The organism is Vibrio limimangrovi (assembly GCF_054064025.1).
In genome coordinates this window covers 83,046-100,941 of record NZ_JBSUGF010000008.1, presented here as the reverse complement: position 1 = coordinate 100,941, position 17,896 = coordinate 83,046, and the positions used below count along the sequence as shown (strand labels likewise).

The 17,896-nt window shown below is 45.9% G+C and carries 16 protein-coding genes; 2 read left to right on the top strand and 14 right to left on the bottom strand.

Annotation, left to right across the window (positions count from 1 at the left end; all coding sequences use genetic code 11):
* Position 1 precedes the first annotated feature (1 nt).
* The 6 genes from ACWYU8_RS11210 to htpX form a co-directional block, all read right to left on the bottom strand.
* The gene (locus tag ACWYU8_RS11210) at positions 2 to 1,258 is read right to left on the bottom strand and encodes a class I SAM-dependent methyltransferase (RefSeq protein WP_457519651.1); all 1,257 of its coding nucleotides are present in this window, start codon (positions 1,256 to 1,258) and stop codon (positions 2 to 4) included.
* A complete protein-coding gene (locus ACWYU8_RS11205) occupies positions 1,252 to 2,067 on the bottom strand; it encodes a DUF1365 domain-containing protein (protein ID WP_457519650.1) in 816 nt (271 codons plus the stop codon). The genes ACWYU8_RS11210 and ACWYU8_RS11205 overlap by 7 nt, the downstream gene beginning before the upstream one ends.
* A gap of 1 nt (position 2,068) precedes the next feature.
* Complete coding sequence (locus tag ACWYU8_RS11200) at positions 2,069 to 3,361, bottom strand: NAD(P)/FAD-dependent oxidoreductase (RefSeq protein WP_457519649.1); 1,293 nt, start codon at positions 3,359 to 3,361, stop codon at positions 2,069 to 2,071.
* A 12-nt stretch (positions 3,362 to 3,373) separates the two neighbouring features.
* Positions 3,374 to 4,099, bottom strand: coding sequence for an SDR family oxidoreductase (locus ACWYU8_RS11195; protein WP_457519648.1), 726 nt, complete (start codon positions 4,097 to 4,099; stop codon positions 3,374 to 3,376).
* A complete protein-coding gene (locus ACWYU8_RS11190; protein ID WP_457519647.1) occupies positions 4,096 to 4,515 on the bottom strand; it encodes a nuclear transport factor 2 family protein in 420 nt (139 codons plus the stop codon). The genes ACWYU8_RS11195 and ACWYU8_RS11190 overlap by 4 nt, the downstream gene beginning before the upstream one ends.
* Before the next feature lie 200 nt (positions 4,516 to 4,715).
* Entirely contained in the window at positions 4,716 to 5,585 is an 870-nt protein-coding gene (gene htpX / locus ACWYU8_RS11185; protein ID WP_457519646.1) for a protease HtpX, read from the bottom strand.
* A 312-nt stretch (positions 5,586 to 5,897) separates the two neighbouring features.
* Here htpX and ACWYU8_RS11180 point away from each other — a divergent pair, with 312 nt between their 5' ends.
* Entirely contained in the window at positions 5,898 to 6,065 is a 168-nt protein-coding gene (locus ACWYU8_RS11180) for a hypothetical protein (RefSeq protein WP_457519645.1), read from the top strand.
* An 88-nt stretch (positions 6,066 to 6,153) separates the two neighbouring features.
* Here the strand turns inward: ACWYU8_RS11180 and bioD are convergent, their stop codons facing one another.
* From bioD to bioB, 4 genes are read right to left on the bottom strand one after another with little or no spacing between them, the layout of a single operon-like run.
* A complete protein-coding gene (gene bioD, locus ACWYU8_RS11175; protein WP_457519644.1) occupies positions 6,154 to 6,837 on the bottom strand; it encodes a dethiobiotin synthase in 684 nt (227 codons plus the stop codon).
* Positions 6,834 to 7,640 (bottom strand): malonyl-ACP O-methyltransferase BioC, encoded by an 807-nt coding sequence (bioC, locus tag ACWYU8_RS11170; RefSeq protein WP_457519643.1) that lies wholly within the window; start codon positions 7,638 to 7,640, stop codon positions 6,834 to 6,836. Before bioC ends, bioD begins: the two co-directional genes overlap by 4 nt.
* A complete protein-coding gene (gene bioF / locus ACWYU8_RS11165; protein WP_457519642.1) occupies positions 7,640 to 8,791 on the bottom strand; it encodes an 8-amino-7-oxononanoate synthase in 1,152 nt (383 codons plus the stop codon). The genes bioC and bioF overlap by 1 nt, the downstream gene beginning before the upstream one ends.
* Positions 8,778 to 9,830 (bottom strand): biotin synthase BioB, encoded by a 1,053-nt coding sequence (gene bioB / locus ACWYU8_RS11160; protein WP_444492288.1) that lies wholly within the window; start codon positions 9,828 to 9,830, stop codon positions 8,778 to 8,780. Before bioB ends, bioF begins: the two co-directional genes overlap by 14 nt.
* A gap of 130 nt (positions 9,831 to 9,960) precedes the next feature.
* On the opposite strand from bioB, the gene bioA reads away from it, so the two are divergent.
* Positions 9,961 to 11,238, top strand: a complete 1,278-nt coding sequence (gene bioA, locus ACWYU8_RS11155; RefSeq protein ID WP_457519641.1) for an adenosylmethionine--8-amino-7-oxononanoate transaminase — start codon at positions 9,961 to 9,963, stop codon at positions 11,236 to 11,238.
* An 82-nt stretch (positions 11,239 to 11,320) separates the two neighbouring features.
* Here bioA and serS read toward each other — a convergent pair whose 3' ends face one another.
* From serS to ACWYU8_RS11135, 4 genes are all read right to left on the bottom strand, one after another.
* The gene (serS, locus tag ACWYU8_RS11150) at positions 11,321 to 12,628 is read right to left on the bottom strand and encodes a serine--tRNA ligase (protein ID WP_457519640.1); all 1,308 of its coding nucleotides are present in this window, start codon (positions 12,626 to 12,628) and stop codon (positions 11,321 to 11,323) included.
* 93 nt (positions 12,629 to 12,721) lie between these two features.
* Positions 12,722 to 14,077, bottom strand: a complete 1,356-nt coding sequence (locus tag ACWYU8_RS11145; RefSeq protein WP_457519639.1) for a replication-associated recombination protein A — start codon at positions 14,075 to 14,077, stop codon at positions 12,722 to 12,724.
* Entirely contained in the window at positions 14,078 to 14,704 is a 627-nt protein-coding gene (lolA, locus tag ACWYU8_RS11140) for an outer membrane lipoprotein chaperone LolA (protein WP_457519638.1), read from the bottom strand. It lies immediately after the preceding gene.
* 75 nt (positions 14,705 to 14,779) lie between these two features.
* Positions 14,780 to 17,872 carry a DNA translocase FtsK 4TM domain-containing protein gene (locus ACWYU8_RS11135; protein WP_457519637.1) on the bottom strand — a complete coding sequence of 1,031 codons (3,093 nt, stop codon included), beginning with the start codon at positions 17,870 to 17,872 and terminating at the stop codon, positions 14,780 to 14,782.
* Positions 17,873 to 17,896: the final 24 nt, after the last annotated feature.

Sequence of the window (17,896 nt, the reverse complement as noted above, 5' to 3'; positions counted from 1 at the left end):
ATTATGGACGCTGAAACGTCATGTGTACGGTGCTGATGCTTCGGGCCAGAAACCCGCCCTCACAGTAGCTCAGGTAGTAACGCCACATACGAATAAATTTGTCATCATAGCCATACTCGCGAACTTCTGTTTCAGCCAGATTAAATCGACGATGCCATTCATTGAGTGTCTTTGCGTAATCTAGGCCGATATCGAACAGGTCTCGCACGACAAGATCACTGTACTTTGTTGTCGCTTGAGTCAGAGAGGTCACAGAAGGTAAAAATCCACCTGGGAAAATGTACTTCTGAATAAAATCGACGTTATTGCTGTAATATTCAAAACGCTGATCGGCAATAGTGATCGCCTGGATAGCCATTAAGCCGCCCGGTTTAAGCAGTGATTCACACTTCTTGATGTAAGACGGTAAAAACGCTTTCCCCACCGCTTCAATCATCTCAATAGAAACCAGTTTATCGTATGTACCAGACAGATTTCGGTAATCCTCTTTGAGCAACGTGATTTTATCCGATAAGCCTCTCTCTGCAATCTTACGTTTAGCGTAAGCATGCTGCTCGTCTGAAATGGTGGTGGTGGTTACCTGACAGCCATATTGCTCCGCCATGTATATCGCCATTGCCCCCCAACCTGTGCCAATTTCGATAACATGATCGGTGGGTTGAAGATCGAGCTGCTGACACAAGCGCGCCATTTTATTAATTTGCGCTTGTTCTAATGACTCATCATCTTGTCGATAGAGAGCGGAAGAATAAAGCATGTTGGTATCAAGAAATGACTCATACAACGCATTTCCCAAATCATAGTGTGCATGAATGTTTTGCCGGGATTTATTCTCAGAGTTGCGATTGGCCCAATGGCTGAATTTATATAACAGTTTGGTCAGCCAACTTCCCTTATCTTCAATCTGGTCTAAAGCACGCATATTCAACGCCATTAACTTCATCAACGCCGTTAGATCCGGACTGTCCCACCAGCCATCCATATATGCCTCTCCAGCCGCAATACTACCGCCACGCAACATCCGTGAGTATAAATCAGGATGCTTCACTTCAATCGTCGCCACTACAGGCTTTCCCTGATACATTGCAACTGGTGCGGAAAAGCGTTCGCTGGTGTCTTTATTTTCCGTAGCATAGGTTTCTATCACGGTTAAATTGCCGACTTCCATGTTTTTTAAACATTGAAAGATAACTCTGCGAGCCGCTTTTTGAGTCGTAGTAAGTACTCGCGGTAACGTTATAACGCCACTATTCAACATGCAGAATTCTCCTTATTCTTACTTTCCTTATTTTTCTGTTCTGGTTGGGGGGGATTCACATCCGGGTTTGAATATTTAGGATGAGAATAAAAAGGCGCTCCTTTTACCCAAAGCTTCAAAGCATGCCAGTAAATGCCAAAAACCACTTTTATGGTTTGTATTGGCGTTACGATCAAACACTTTAATAGATTCTTGCCCGACAATGCTTTCGCTTTCATTGCCATGGTGGCATCAAAATGTTTTTCTCCTTTGTGGCACTCTAAATGGATACTGAGTTTGTCCGTTAGCGGCTTAAGCTTCCATAAATACTGTTGATCCATAGGATTAAACGGAGAAACGTGGAACGCTTTATCTTGCTTCCAACCAAAGTGTTCATCGCCTTGATTTGCGGCTACTGCATAGTAATGACGCTCATTCCATGGCGTATTGCTCACTTCCGCCAGCAAATATTTCCACTCTCCCTGCTCGTTATACACATAGTAGAAATTAACCGGACTAAAATAGAGGCCGAGATAGCGCAGATGACAAACTGCCATCACCTTTCCGTTACATCGGACACCAGTAAGTTCAGCGAGTTTGTCTCGTACCGCGTTTTTTAAGTTGCCTTGACCAACGTAATCGCTTCGTTTAAAACGAGCCCAATGCCACCAGCGGGTACCGAATCCCCAAACTTGATTCTCAAGTTGATCAATCTCGTCAACATCAATAGCCGGCATAAACAACGAATAATTCAGCTCATGTAACACTGGGGTGAAACGGCGGTGACGAACGTTGCCAATGAACAACCGACTGTTCAACGTACTAGCCATATTACGCCGCCCCTTTTTGTAACGTGGACACATCGCGCTGCTGGTATTTTGCATCCAGCGCTTTTACCACATCTAATGCACTGCGTACCCCATCTTCATGAAATCCGTTGTACCAGTAAGCGCCACAAAACCACGTATTTGATACTCCCTGAATCTCACTTTTTCGCTGTTGGGCTGAGATAGACTGCGTCGTAAATACCGGGTGATGATAAGTAAACGTGCGCAGAACTTTGCTCTTGTCTATTTGATCCGAACTGTTCAGGGTGACACAGAAAATGTGCTTAGATTGCACCTGCTGAAGGATGTTCATGTTGTAAGTCAGCGAAGGTAAGCGCTGTTGCTCATCAGCTTGCCCTTCCAGCAGATAGTTCCAGGATGCCCAAGCGGCTTTGCGTTTCGGAAGCAGGTTGGTGTCGGTATGAAGCACCACTTCATTTGCTTGATAAGCCATATCACCGAGAATACTTCGCTCCTCATGGCTAGGATCACCCATCATTTTTATTACTTGATCACTGTGGCAGGCAAAGATCACCTCATCAAACCACTCGGTTGTACCGTTCACATGCAATAGAACACGACCTTTACTTCGTGTGACACTTTCAACCGGACTGTTTAAGCGAATATTCTCAGCAAACCCCTTTGTAAGTGGAGGAATGTAAGCGCGAGAGCCTCCCTTAATTACATACCATTGAGGACGATTTGTTACATCTAACAAGCCGTGGTTGAGGAAGAAGCGTAAGAAGAACATCAACGGAAATTGGCGCATGTCTGCGAGCGTAGAAGACCAAATTGCCGCGCCCATAGGAAGAATGTAATTGTCAGTGAAGAACTCACTAAATTTGTGTTCATCGAGAAATTCGCCAAGCGTTTGCAAATTTGCGTTTTCATTGTTGGTGAAGGCTTTCGCTAATTTGTTGAAACGAAGTATCTCGTAGATAAAGTGATAAAACTTTGGATTTAACCAATTACGCTTTTGCGCGAACAGTGTAGAAATCGTGTGTCCATTGTACTCTAACCCGTTCCCGTTGTTACGGACGCTAAAACTCATTTGAGTCGGTACGCCTTCAACACCTATCTCATTCATCATCTTGATAAAGTTAGGATAGGTACGGTCGTTATAAACAATAAATCCCGTGTCGATTGCATAGTCTTTTTCATCAACAGTGATATCAACGGTTGCGGTATGACCACCGATGTAATCATTGGCCTCAAACAAGGTGACGTCATGTTCTTTGTGCAAATAATAACCGCACGTCAGTCCGGATATTCCAGTGCCTACAATTGCGATTTTCATATTTATTCCTCTTTACGACACGAGTTTACGCGTTAAGCGAGCTTGCCAGCTGTACGGAAACAATGAAATGAAGCGAAGAATTCTGGTAAATCCTGCAGGGAAATAGATGTAACTTTTATTGGACGACAGTTGCTTTCTTATCGATTCTGACGCCTGCTTTGCAGAGATAATCATTGGCATTTCAAAAGTGTTTCTGTCTGTCAAAGGCGTTTCCACGAAACCAGGAAACACTGTCACTACTTTGATGCCTTTCTTTTGAAGATCGATACGAAGTGATCTCGCGAAATAACTCACTGCCGCTTTCGATGCGCCATATGCTTCCGCTCTTGGTAATGCGACTTCGGACGCAATAGAACCTACAATCACGACTCGGTGTCCGCGCTTAAATCGGGACTGACAAGCTTCAACACAATTCGCTACCCCGACAACATTGACGTTAAGTACGCGCGCCATGAGTTTCGCGTCTACCTCGCCGTTATCCATATACTCACAATCGCCCGCATTGAAAATCCAGATGTCAGGTACAACGTTCAGCGATGAAAGAACACGCATAGTTTCATCATAATCTGTTACGTCAAATCGCAGCGGACTGATAAGTGATGACTGATTGCTAAGTTCCTCCAGCACACTCTCATTGCGCCCACATGCAATCACATGCCAGCCTGATTGTGCATAATCCAGAGCAAGCTGCTTGCCTATGCCAGAAGTGGCTCCGGTGATCAAAACTGCACTGCTCATTGCCCTAACCTCTGTTTCACAGCTTTTACCAATACTCCAATCAGAGGTAAGTTTTCATAAACCATCTCACCCATATCAAAGTAATCCCGGTGATAAACAACCTGCTCCTGAGAGAATTTGAGATGAGAAGCACCATTAACCAATATCGGTTGGTTGCTTTTAAGCTTGGGGTGCTGGAGTTCCATGGACCACGTAATGAACCCACTGTCTCCGACCTGTTGCTGTTCATGAATGATGAACTCACACTTGGTTACGTTGACATACAGTGTCTGAAAGTATTCGCAAAGTGCACGCCTGCCTTCTAGCCTGTGAGCTGAATCTTCGAATACCACTTCAGGGTGATACACCTCGTTAAGCAGGTGTAAGTTATGTTTGTCGAGCTTATGGTAAAGATCGACAACAGTCCCTATCTCCATTCCTTGGCTCCTACTCTAGTCAAAGTTATACAAAAATATCTTACGTACAACTTAGCTCAATAGCACAAAGTTGTACAAAAAATATTTTGTATAACTTTGTTACTTCAGATTGATACGTGATAGAGAAAGGTAACGATCAGACAGACGAAAAAAAGGCTTGGTAAAAACCAAGCCTTTTCAGAAAATTGTTCGAAATTCGATTAGTACTGTTGATTGCGTAACGCGTTAATACGTTTATCTAGTGGCGGGTGGCTCATTAGTAGCTCTGTAAGAGACTGCTTACCGTTGATGCCAAATGCCATCATTGTGCCATCTAGCTTCGATTCTTGGCTCATTTTCAAGCGCTCAAGTGCCGCAATCATTTTTTCTTTACCCACTAATTGCGCTGCGCCTGCATCTGCATGAAACTCACGATGACGGCTGTACCACATAGTGATAAAGCTCGCTAAGAAACCAAACACCAATTCCAGTACCATCGACACGCCAAAGTACACCATCATGTTTGAGCCCTGACCTTCTTCATCATCGTTTGAAGAAACAATGTTAGCGATAAAACGCGATAAGAAGATAACAAACGTGTTCACGACACCTTGCATCAGCGTCATTGTGACCATGTCACCATTCGAAATGTGGCTCACTTCGTGGGCTAAAACCGCTTCAGCTTCGTCACGAGTCATGTTGTGTAACAGGCCCGTTGAAACAGCAACCAAAGAATCATTACGCTTTGCTCCTGTCGCGAAAGCGTTAATGTCTGGCGAGTCGTAGATCGCCACTGTTGGCATACCAATTCCCGCTTGTTGAGCCTGACGGCTAACCGTTTCCAATAACCAGTGTTCTGTTTCGTTACGCGGACTCTCGATAACCATGCCACCAACCGAGCGCAGTGCCATACCCTTAGACATCATTAACGAAATCAATGCACCACCAAATCCGAAGACCGCCGCCATTACCAACAGACCTGACAGACTTCCAGGCTGCATTCCGGTGGTCGCATAAACAATATTCAGAACAACACTAAGGACTAGAACGACAGCCAGGTTAGTTACTAGGAATAACATAATTCGCTTCATTACTTTTCTCCGAGGAAGCTTATTGTTGTAAAGCCGATCCCACTGGGTTTCGAGCTTCGTTGCGTTATAGATATAGTCTAACTAGGTTAAAAACAAGGTTAAGCAATAAATTGCAACATTTGTTTTCTCCAATGAAATAACTCGTATATTTTTATAGCTTAAAAACAGTATATTAGCGTGATTTTAGACTTTGGTCTTATTGTACCCGTGTGTCAGCGTGCTAAATTCAAGTCAGATGAACGATACAAAGCCTACTCCAAGAGCTTAACGAAGCCGAGTAGCTTGAAACTTCCATGTCTTGAGGGAAAAACCATGGCGGAAACTAACGACTATCAAATGGCTATTGATTTACTACGCTGTCACCTAGGTATCTCAGAGGATGAGGCAAAACAACAGCTTGGCATTTCGACAGAAGATCACATGACTAAGCGTATCGCGGAAACGCAACAAGCCCTAATGGGACTTAGTAACGAAAAGTAAACCGAACTCAGGTTGAAGATGAAATCAAAAAGGGCTGCAATTAAATTTTGCAGCCCTTTCGGTATCTAACATTGTTGATATTGGGAGATTAAATTTTTAGCAAAGGTTCGACGTTAATATACTTGCCTAGTTCTTGACGCTTAGCGCTCGGAACGTAAGGAATTTCACCTAATTTCGGAGTATCTAATCGTGCCTCCAGCATCTCAATGATGTCAGCATAATGCTCAGTACCCGGATTCACGCGGTTAGCTACCCACCCGACTAGATTTAAACCGTCAGCCCGAATAACCTCTGCAGTTAACAACGCATGGCTTAAACAACCGAGTTTAATACCGACCACTAACACGACTGGAAGCTGCTCTTGTTTCACCCAAGTCGAGAGAAAATCTGTATCAGATACAGGGACACGCCAACCACCGGCTCCCTCCACCAATACAACGTCTGCTTGCTCTTTATGCTGGGCCAATTTTTCAGCTAACAAATCGTAATCAATTTCAACATGCTCGTGCTTTGCTGCTATATGTGGTGACGTTGGCAACTCCAGCGGGTATGGATTGATATCGTCATAAGCAACTTCTACCGTCGCTGCTTTTTGTAAATGCAAGGCATCGGAGTTACGCCAACCTTGTTCTGTCTTTTCGCTTCCTGCTGCCACTGGCTTGTAACCAATGGTGTTTAACCCTTTTGCCGCTAACGCTTGCAGAATGGCTTTAGACGCTACCGTTTTTCCTACATCAGTATCCGTACCAGCAATAAAAAAAGCATCAATCATAGATGTATTACTCCAAAACAAACCTGATAAGTTGCAGGTAAAAGACCTTTATTGTTTTTAAAATTTTGGTACTCGCGCTCAACGCGTAATAAAATGCGGCGACTCGTCAGTGCGGGTGAACGCCCACTAACGTGAGTTGCACCGATACCCTTGAGGTCTCGCATTACAGAAAACGCCGAGTCGTACCAAACTGTGATGGAGGTCAAGTCTAGTTGATGGTTTTGGCATTGAGATTGCGCCAACGCAATTTTTACCTGATTGATAGTGATAAAGTCATTGACGTGTTGATATGCATCAATTTTTTTCCACGAATCACGTAGCTCATAAAGTGAGCCATCAATTAAAGTAGAGAACAAACCAGCCCCACCTTTTTTGAGAACTCGGCGTACTTCGCTCAACGGATAGCTTAAATCGCAGCACCACTGAAGCGCCAGGCTTGAAAAGACATAATCAAAGCTTCCACTCTCAAAAGGCAAGTTTTCTGCGTCTGCTAAGACATAGCTCGCCCTGTCATCTCCGCAGCGTTGCTGAGCTTTGTTTAACATCTCTTGTGAGATATCAACACAAACCACGACCGCACCACGTTGTTGCAGTAACGCTGAAAAATATCCCGTCCCACAACCAAGATCCAACACACGCTGTCCTGATAAATCGACTGGAAGTTTTGCTAATAATCGATGTCCCACATCTCGCTGAAAAGCCGCATGCTTGTCGTAAGTCTCAGCCGCTTTTCCAAAAGACGTCGCGATAGCTTGTTTATCTTGCACCTCAAGATCAGATGCTATCTGTTTTGCATATTCCATTACTGCGCTCCCAATGCTTGTTTAAGTGCGTGAGACAGTGTTTTTATTTGATCTTTGGTGTGGTTAGCCGTCAAAGTGATACGTAAACGAGACGTACCTGCCGGTACCGTAGGCGGTCGAATAGCCGTGACCCAAATGCCATTTTTCCGACAAGACTCGCCTACGCGCATCGCTTGCTCCGATTCACCAATGATAAAAGGTTTAATCGGTGTCAGCGTATCAACAAAACCTTCGATGTCTTGTAAACACTCACGATAGTAATCACTTAACTCGGTCAGTTTTTCACGTCGCCAACCTTGTTGTTGCACGATAGAGACTGCATGCGTTAACGCAAAAGCTTGTGCTGGCGGCATTGCCGTCGAATACACATGATGTCTTGCGAACTGCGTCAGAAAATCACCTGTCATTCGATCACACAAGATTGCAGCACCAGACATACCAAATGCTTTACCAAATGTGACAACCAGAATTTCAGGTTTTACGTTAGCGCGTTCACAGGAACCGCCACCAGTATCACCTAGAACACCAATGCCGTGAGCATCATCCACAGCCAGCCAGGCATCATTGGCTTGGGTGAGTTTTGCAATCTCTTCAAGGGGCGAGTAATCACCATCCATACTGAAGACGCCTTCCGTCACCACGAGATGATTACTTCCCCTATCGAGAAGTGAGCTAAGGTGATTAAGATCGTTGTGTTTAAAGCGTTTCATTTTGGCCGGAGACAAAGCCCCGGCTTCCATCAAAGACGCGTGATTAAGTCTGTCTTGCAGTAATACATCGGACTTTTCTAGTAAGGTAAACAGCAATGCCTGATTTGCACTGAATCCAGAACCAAACAATATCGCTCGTTCATAACCCAGCCACTCGGTCAGTGCAGCTTCTAAATTACTGTGTGCTGCACTAAAGCCAGTGACCATAGGCGAAGCCCCACTGCCACTGCCATACACGCTTAGTCCTTGTTGCCAGGCACGCACCAGTGCTTGATCATTGGCTAAGCCAAGATAATCGTTACTCGAAAAGTTGATATAGCGTTTGCCTTCGTGTTCCAGAATAGATTGGTTACCGGCAAACACTAAGTTCAACGAGCGATTCAGCCCCTGCTCTTTGCGATGAGAAATCGCTGATTCGATACGAGATTTAAACGGTAGCATCGTAGAAAAGATCGTCTTTTGCCGGACGAGCTGCGACACGCTCTACCACGCGATCAAGCAATTCGTTCTCTTCAATTTCATCTGGCTTCTGAGAAACTTCCTGGCTGTTTATACCCAGTTTCTTGAAAAGCATCATATCTTTATCTTCAGAAGGGTTTGGTGTTGTCAGTAGCTTACAACCATAGAAAACCGAGTTCGCACCTGCCATGAAACATAGCGCTTGCATCTGCTCGTTCATATTCTCACGACCAGCCGATAAACGGACTGCCGACTGAGGCATCATGATGCGTGCGATAGCGATAAGACGAATAAAATCAAAGGGCTCAACATCTTCAACTTTTTCTAGCGGCGTACCTTTCACTTTAACCAGCATGTTGATTGGCACACTTTCTGGGTGAGTGGGTAGGTTCGCCAGCTCTACTAATAGACCAGCGCGATCATTTGCACTCTCGCCCATGCCAATGATACCGCCAGAGCAGATTTTCATCCCTGCATCACGGACATGAGACAAGGTATCCAATCGATCCTGATAAGTACGAGTCGTGATGATATTGCCGTAAAACTCAGGTGAAGTGTCTAAGTTGTGGTTATAGTAATCCAGACCTGCATCCGCAAGTTGCTTCGCTTGATCGGGAGTCAGCATACCCAGCGTCATACAGGTTTCTAGCCCCATGTCTTTCACGCCTTTGATCATATCCGTTAAATGTGGCATGTCGCGCTCTTTCGGATTCTTCCATGCTGCGCCCATACAGAAACGAGTAGAACCTGCATTCTTTGCTTTTTGTGCAGCGTCGAGTACGCGCTCAACTTCCATCAGACGCTCCTTTTCGATGTCTGTGGTGTATCTGGCACTTTGAGGACAATACTTACAGTCTTCTGGGCATGCGCCCGTCTTGATCGATAGCAGAGTGCTAACTTGAACATGGTTGGTTTGTTGATATTGACGGTGAACAAGCTGAGCTTCGAACAGAAGATCCATGAATGGTTTTTCCATTAGCGCTCGCACTTCAGCATGCGTCCAGTTATGACGAACTTCCACGTGTATTCCTTAGGTCACTTTTTTTGTTGTGTTGACAGTCTACTGAGTCTAGATAAACTGTCAACATAAGCAAAAACAACAAAGTTTACATATGGTTGTTTTTTAATCTGCATTAGAATTGGAACTACACATGGATCTAGCCTTCGACCGCCAGCATATCTGGCATCCCTACACTTCGACACTTACACCTCTGACCTGTTATCCAGTCGCTTCCGCGCAAGGTGTACATATCAATTTAGAAGATGGGACCCAATTAGTTGACGGCATGTCTTCCTGGTGGTCAACAATTCACGGATACAATCACCCGCATTTAAATCAAGCAGCGCACCAGCAAATTGACCAAGTTTCTCATGTCATGTTTGGCGGTATAACTCATCAACCAGCGATCAATTTGTGTAAAAAGCTTCTTACTCTTGCACCCAAAAACCTTGAGCATGTCTTTCTGGCCGATTCAGGGTCCGTAGCCGTGGAAGTCAGTCTGAAAATGGCCCTCCAATATTGGCATGCGAAAGGCGAACACAGGCCCAAATTTCTTACCCTAAAACACGGTTATCATGGTGATACGTTTGCAGCGATGTCGGTTACAGACCCTGACAATTCAATGCACTCGCTATACAAAGGCTTTTTGCCAGAGCATATCTTCGCAGACTCTCCGGCCGGTGGTTATTGGGATGAATGGAATCCAGACGACTTGATCGATTTTGAAGAGAAGATCACTCAGCATCACCAAGATCTCGCAGCGGTGATCCTCGAACCCATCGTACAAGGCGCGGGAGGTATGCGTATTTACCACTCCGAGTTTCTTAAAGGTGTCAGAGCACTCTGTGACAGGTATGGTCTGTTATTGATTGCAGATGAAATAGCGACTGGCTTCGGGCGTACCGGAAAGCTATTTGCTTGTGAGCATTCATCAATCCAGCCTGACATCCTCTGCGTTGGCAAAGCGCTGACTGGCGGCTACATGACGCTATCAGCCACCCTTGCAACCAAGCATATTGCTGATACCGTTTGTGGTGGTGAAGCTGGCTGCTTTATGCATGGTCCGACATTCATGGGTAACCCTCTCGCTTGTGCTGTAGCAACGGCAAGTTTGGAACTTATTGAGCAAGGAGAATGGGAACAGCAAACCAAGCAAATTGAGACACTATTTTCTGAATTGTTACCCAAGTTGGAGCAATACGATTTGGTAAAAAATACTCGTTGGCTCGGAGCAATAGGCGTTGTAGAAACTCACCGCCCCGTCAACATGGAAGCGATTCAGGCACTGTTTGTTGAGCATGGGGTTTGGATTCGTCCTTTTGGCAAACTGATTTATATGATGCCGCCGTTTATCAGCAAACCACAGCACATTGAAAAACTGGTGAATGCGATTGAAGCGGCGCTTCAAAATGAAAACTGCTTTGTATAACCACAACACAGCGGTTTTGGATCACTAAATATTAAAAAACCCAGCTCGAAAGCTGGGTTTTGATGTTCTATTGGTTAATGAATTAACCGATGTGCGTTGCGCCGCCCATGTACTTTTGAAGTACAGTTGGGATCGCAATGCGGCCGTCTGCTTCTTGGTTGTTTTCAAGGATAGCAACCATTGTACGACCTACCGCAAGGCCAGAGCCGTTTAGCGTGTGTACAAGCTCAGGTTTCTTCTCAGCTTTACGACGGAAACGCGCTTGCATACGACGAGCCTGGAAGTCCCACATGTTAGAACATGAAGAGATTTCACGGTAAGTTTCTTGAGCAGGAACCCAAACTTCCAGGTCATAAGTCTTACGAGCACCGAAGCCCATATCGCCTGTACACAGAACCACTTTACGGTAAGGCAATTCCAGAAGTTGAAGCACTTTCTCAGCGTGACCAGTTAGCTCTTCAAGAGCATCCATTGAATCTTCTGGCTTAGTGATTTGTACTAGCTCAACTTTGTCGAACTGGTGCATACGAATCAGACCACGAGTATCACGACCGTAAGAACCCGCTTCTGAACGGAAACATGGCGTGTGCGCTGTCATTTTAAGCGGTAGATCAGCTTCATCAGTGATAGTGTCACGAACAAGGTTCGTTACTGGCACCTCTGCAGTAGGGATCAGAGACAATTTACGTGGCTCTTCATCACTTACTTTTTCAGCTAGCGGCTCAGTATGGAACAGATCTTTACCAAACTTAGGTAGCTGACCTGTACCAAACAGGCTGTCAGCGTTTACTAAGTATGGTACGTACATTTCAGTATAACCGTGTTCTTCTGTATGAAGATCTAGCATGAACTGAGCAATTGCGCGGTGTAGGCGTGCAAACTGGCCTTTCATGACGATGAAACGAGCGCCAGTGATCTTAGTTGCACTTGCGAAATCCAGGCCATCACCCATTTCACCAAGGTCAACGTGGTCTTTTACTTCAAAGTTGTAAGTCTTCGGCTCACCCCAACGAGCAACTTCTACGTTGTCGTTTTCATCTTTACCATCCGGCACTTCATCCGCAGGGATGTTAGGAACAGAAAGCGTGATCTCGTCTAATTGAGCCATTACTTGGTCAAGTTCAACTTTTTTCGCATCAAGATCGCTACCTAGTGTACCGATTTGCTTCTTGATCTCTTCTGCGCCTTCTTTGTCGCCAGCCGCCATTTTTTGGCCGATTTGCTTGGAGATGGAGTTACGCGTGGATTGTAAATTTTCAACTTCTACTTGAATGGACTTACGTTGTTCTTCAAGTTTACGAATAGTTTCTACGTCTAGCTTAAAGCCACGACGCGCAAGTTTTGCAGCTGTTTCATCCAGCTCAGTTCGAAGTAATTTAGAATCCAGCATTGTTAATCCTATGCTTTTGTAGTTGTGAAATCGCGTGCCAACATCTTGCTGGTACGCTATAAAAATTTACCGAATAAATGTATCCAAAAACGCCTACTTTTCATAGCGCTTTTGTTGGCTATTTGCGTCTAAACTAGCCAAGTAATCTAACTTTTCGCCGATTTTGGTTTCGAGACCGCGATTCGTCGGCTGATAGTACTTACGTTCCACCATTTCCGGCGGCAGATACTTTTCGCCAGCGGCGTATGCGCCAGGTTCATCGTGAGCATAGCGATATTCAGCGCCATAACCCATGTCTTTCATCAAACTTGTTGGTGCATTTCGCAAATGATGAGGCACCTCGTATTCTGGCAAGTTATGCGCATCTGATAATGCCTGCTTCCAAGCCACATATACGGCGTTGCTCTTAGGCGCACAGGCTAGGTAAACGATCGCTTGAGCAATCGCCCTCTCCCCCTCAGCGGGACCAACACGAGTAAAACAGTCCCATGCAGAGAGCGCCACTTGCATAGCACGAGGGTCCGCATTGCCGACATCTTCCGAAGCTATCGCTAATAATCGTCTCGCAATGTACAGCGGGTCACAGCCTGCTGCGATCATCCGCGCAGCCCAATACAACGCCGCATCCGGGTTGGAACCACGAATCGATTTATGAACCGCAGATATCAAATCGTACCAGATATCCCCTTTGTTATCGAAGCGAGAAACTTTTTCGCCTGCAACTTCAGCCAACAACTTCAGCGTAATCTCTTTTTCACCCTGAGCATTGTCTTCCGCCATATCGTAGAGCAGTTCAAGGTAATTGAGCGACATTCTCGCATCACCATTGACTAACTCGGCAAGCCTTTCTAGAACGTTATCGGCAAAATGAGCAGGTATATCGCCTAACCCTCGTTGCTTGTCACCTATCGCCTGATTTAACGCGAGCAAGATTTCACTTTTGTCTAATGAGGTGAGCTTGTAGACACGAGCCCGTGATAACAAAGCGTTGTTGAGTTCGAACGAAGGGTTTTCAGTTGTCGCGCCAATAAAGGTAACGGTGCCATCTTCGATATGAGGTAGGAACGCGTCTTGCTGAGACTTGTTGAAGCGATGCACCTCGTCGACAAACAAGATAGTGCGGCGACCTGCCATTTTATTTTCACGCGCTTTTTCAATCGCAGCGCGGATTTCTTTCACACCCGAAGTAACGGCAGAAACACGCTCTACTTCTGCATTGGCGTAATTGGCAGCAACTTCAGCTAGCGTAGTTTTGCCCGTTCCTGGAGGCCCCCACAAAATCATCGAGTGGATATGCCCCGCTTCCAACGCACGACGCAATGGTTTTCCATGACCTAAAATATGCTGCTGCCCGATGTACTGCTCCACGGTTTGGGGCCTCATACGCGCAGCAAGGGGACGAAAATCTTCGTCCCCTGAGAAATCTAATGTGTAATTTGACACGACCAATTAGTTCCTTTGGTCATCCACTTCCACACCTTTTGGAATAGTGAATGTAAATCTGTTTGCTTTTGGTTTTCCAAGCTTCACATTGCTGAACTTGAACAAACCTTTCTGACCATCTTGCTCAATCACATTGAAGCCTTTCACAATACCTTTTGCATCAATATTGATCTGGAAACGGCCTTGTGTGGAGTCAACGGCGGTAGGAATCAGAGTAAAGTCGTTACCTTTCTGTGAAACCGTGTAATTATCCCAATCACTGGCACGATTACGTGTTAACAGCACAAATGGTGTCTGCTCGGCAGCTTGTTCCTGCCAGTAAATGCTGACCTGTTCAATAAATGGGCTGTAGTACCATAATGTTTTACCATCAGAAACCAACAGGTTTTCATCTGGGAGTGTGGTGCTCCAGCGGAAAAGACTAGGACGAGCAATTTCAACGGTACCCTCGCCTTCCATTACCGTCTCACCTTCAGGGCTGATAACTTGCTGAGAGAAAGTAGCACTAAACCCTTCATTCATTGATAAACGCTTACTTAACTCCGCTTTTGGAGACGCTGCATTGGCAGCTGAGAAAAGAGAAAAGCTTAAAACAAGCGCAGAGAACAGTTTCGCTGAAAATCGTTTTTTCATTCAAATACCTATCACGGGGTCGAAAGACCTAAAGTTACTCACCTCTTTTGGACTGAGGTGAGTAGGACAAGTTCATTAATCTTTTGGCGGAGCTGGAGCCAGAACTTCACGGTTACCGTTGTGACCTGGTGCACTGACAATGCCTTGAGCTTCTAGTTGTTCAACGATTCGCGCAGCTCGGTTGTAGCCAATCTTAAATCGACGCTGCACACCAGAAACCGAACCACGGCGAGACTGAACCACATGTTCGACAACTTGGTCAAATAATGGATCCACTTCTTCATCTGACTCCATTTGCTCACCTGGTAGTAAGCTTTCCGGACTTTGGTCGCCACTGATAATCTCGTCGATATAGTTTGGCTTGCCTCGTGCTTTCCAGTTGTTCACAACGGCGTGAACATCATCATCCGAGGCAAATGCTCCGTGTACACGTGTCGTATGGCTCGAACCCGGAGGCAGGTACAGCATATCACCCATACCCAATAGCGATTCTGCACCACCTTGGTCCAGGATTGTGCGCGAGTCAGTTTTAGTCGATACGGTAAATGCAACACGCGTTGGAATGTTGGCTTTGATTAGACCAGTAATAACATCAACCGATGGACGCTGAGTTGCAAGAATCAAGTGAATACCCGCCGCACGTGCTTTCTGAGCCAAGCGCGCGATCAGTTCTTCGACTTTCTTACCGACGACCATCATCAGGTCAGCGAATTCGTCAACAACCACAACGATGTAAGGTAATTTTTCTAACAACGGCGGCTCAGTATCCATGCTGTCGCCTTCTTGCCAGAATGGATCGTGAATTGGATGTCCCGCTTCTGTGGCCATCTTCAACTTCTCGTTAAAGCCTTTTACGTTCCGCACGCCTAGCGTTGACATCAATTTGTAACGACGCTCCATCTCACCCACACACCAGCGTAGTGCGTTTGAGGCGTCTTTCATGTCGGTTACAACTTCAGACAGAAGATGAGGTATACCTTCGTAAATCGAAAGTTCCAACATTTTCGGGTCAATCATGATAAAGCGCAGATCTTCCGGAGATGCCTTATAAAGCATACTCAGGATCATGACGTTCACACCGACCGATTTACCAGAACCTGTCGTACCCGCAACCAGCACGTGTGGCATTTTGGCGATGTCGGCAATCACAGCTTCACCAGCGATGTCCTGACCAAGTACCACAGTCGTCGGCGACTTAGCTTGCGCAAACTGTGGGCTACTGATGACATCTGAAAGATATACCGTCTGGCGACTCATGTTTGGCAGTTCCAGACCGACATAAGGTTTACCTGGAATCACTTCGACTACACGAACTGCCATCGCAGATAGTGCACGAGCCAAATCCATTGAGAGTCCAGAAATACGGCTGACTTTCACACCCGGAGCCAAATCTAGCTCGAAGCGTGTAATAACCGGACCAGGATAAATACCCACTACGTCGGCTTTAATTTTGTAATCCGCGAGCTTACTTTCGACCAATCGAGCAACCTGCTCTAATGCCTCGCGATCAATAAAGTTCTCGCGTTTCTCTGGATGGTAAAGAAGCTCTAATGTCGGCAGTGGTTCTGTCGGAACTGGCAGGTTCTCTTCTTGTTTCATCAAAAACGGGTTCTGAGTCGCAGCAACTTTCGCCTGTGCGTTCGAAACCAGATGCTGGAACGCGGCCACATCCTCATCGCTTTCATCGACCTCTTCTACTTCAACCATCGGATCTGGCTCAAATGTCGACGTATGCTGAACTGCTGGTTGAGCAGCATACTGTGTATGTTGAGGAGTCGCTGATGTACGTGCGCTTTGCGTAGGCTGCATAAACGGCATAGATTGCGGCGCGACATACTCATCTTCGTCGTCGAGGAGATCAAAGTCTGAAATCGTTGGTTCAATATGCTGACCAGGTTCTGTTTGCTCGGAAATGTTATCCAAAGCCGAGGTATCAATCATCGGCTCATCATAGGCCACTGCTTCATATTGAGATACCTGCTCCTGTTCAGCAGCAAATTGAGCATATTGCGAGTAATCAGGCTCGATATGAGTTGATTCGCTTCCGGTCTCTTCTTCTGTAGCTGAGTTGACGGGCTCAGCATAAGAGGAAAGAGTCTGAGTGAATGGTTGAGCGGGTTGCTCCTCTGTCGCCCAATCGTCCGCTTGCTGAGCAGCGGCTTCAAGCTCTTCGATCGTCACATTGAGCTGTTTAGTGCGGTCGACCAATGGATCAACATTTTTGGTGTTGATGGCCTGCACTTGCGGCTCAGTGTTAGCAAAAACAGGGGCCATACGTGCGGCCACTGCGGTTTCAATAGGTACCGTCGAATCAACGACTCGTTTTGCCACCGGTTTCTCAGTTTGAGCTTGTGGCATATAGATAGGATACTCGTGTGGAACCGCTTCTTCTTTCGACTCATCAATATCATACGCCGTCAAATGTGGGAGTTGCTCTTCATCCACCTCATCTAGGGTGCGTTTAGTAACAACTTTGTCTTCGACAAGCGCATCAAGCTGCGGTTCTAGTATTTCCTGCTTAGAGCCTCGCAGTGTATTGGCGATCCCGTTGATAATACCTAGCGAACGGTCTCCCAACCACTCGACAATATTTAACCAAGAGATACCCGTGAACAAGGTGAAACCAGCTCCCCAAAGAAACAGCAGGACAAGCGTAGTACCTAACACATTGAGCGTCGGAAGTGCCAAGCTAGTAAGCACGTCGCCCACGACACCACCCGATGAGAAATACCAGATATCATCAAAGTTAATATCTGCTAGTCCACAACTGGTCATGATAAGAATCGTGAGGCCAAGTAGTCTGGTACCCCACAACATGAGATCGATCGACTCATCTTCGTCACGTTTGCGACAAATTACCCATGCAGCTGCGGCCAATAGGAAAGGCACAGGATAGGCAAGTGAGCCAAAAGTAAAAAATAGCGTATCGGCGAGCCATGCGCCAAACAGGCCGCCAGCGTTATCGATCTCTCCCCCCCACGCAGTTTGGGACCAGGAAGGATCGGCCGGACTAAAGGTAAACAACGCGACAGCGAGCAATATCGAGCTTAGAACGCCAACGATAAAGCAGCACTCTTTTAAGCGTTGGAAGCCACTTAAACGTGAAGACTGAGGCTCTTCACTGGTTTTGATGATGGTTTCGACTTTCTTTGCGTTCTCTCTGAACATAAATCAACTTGAATATGGAAATGA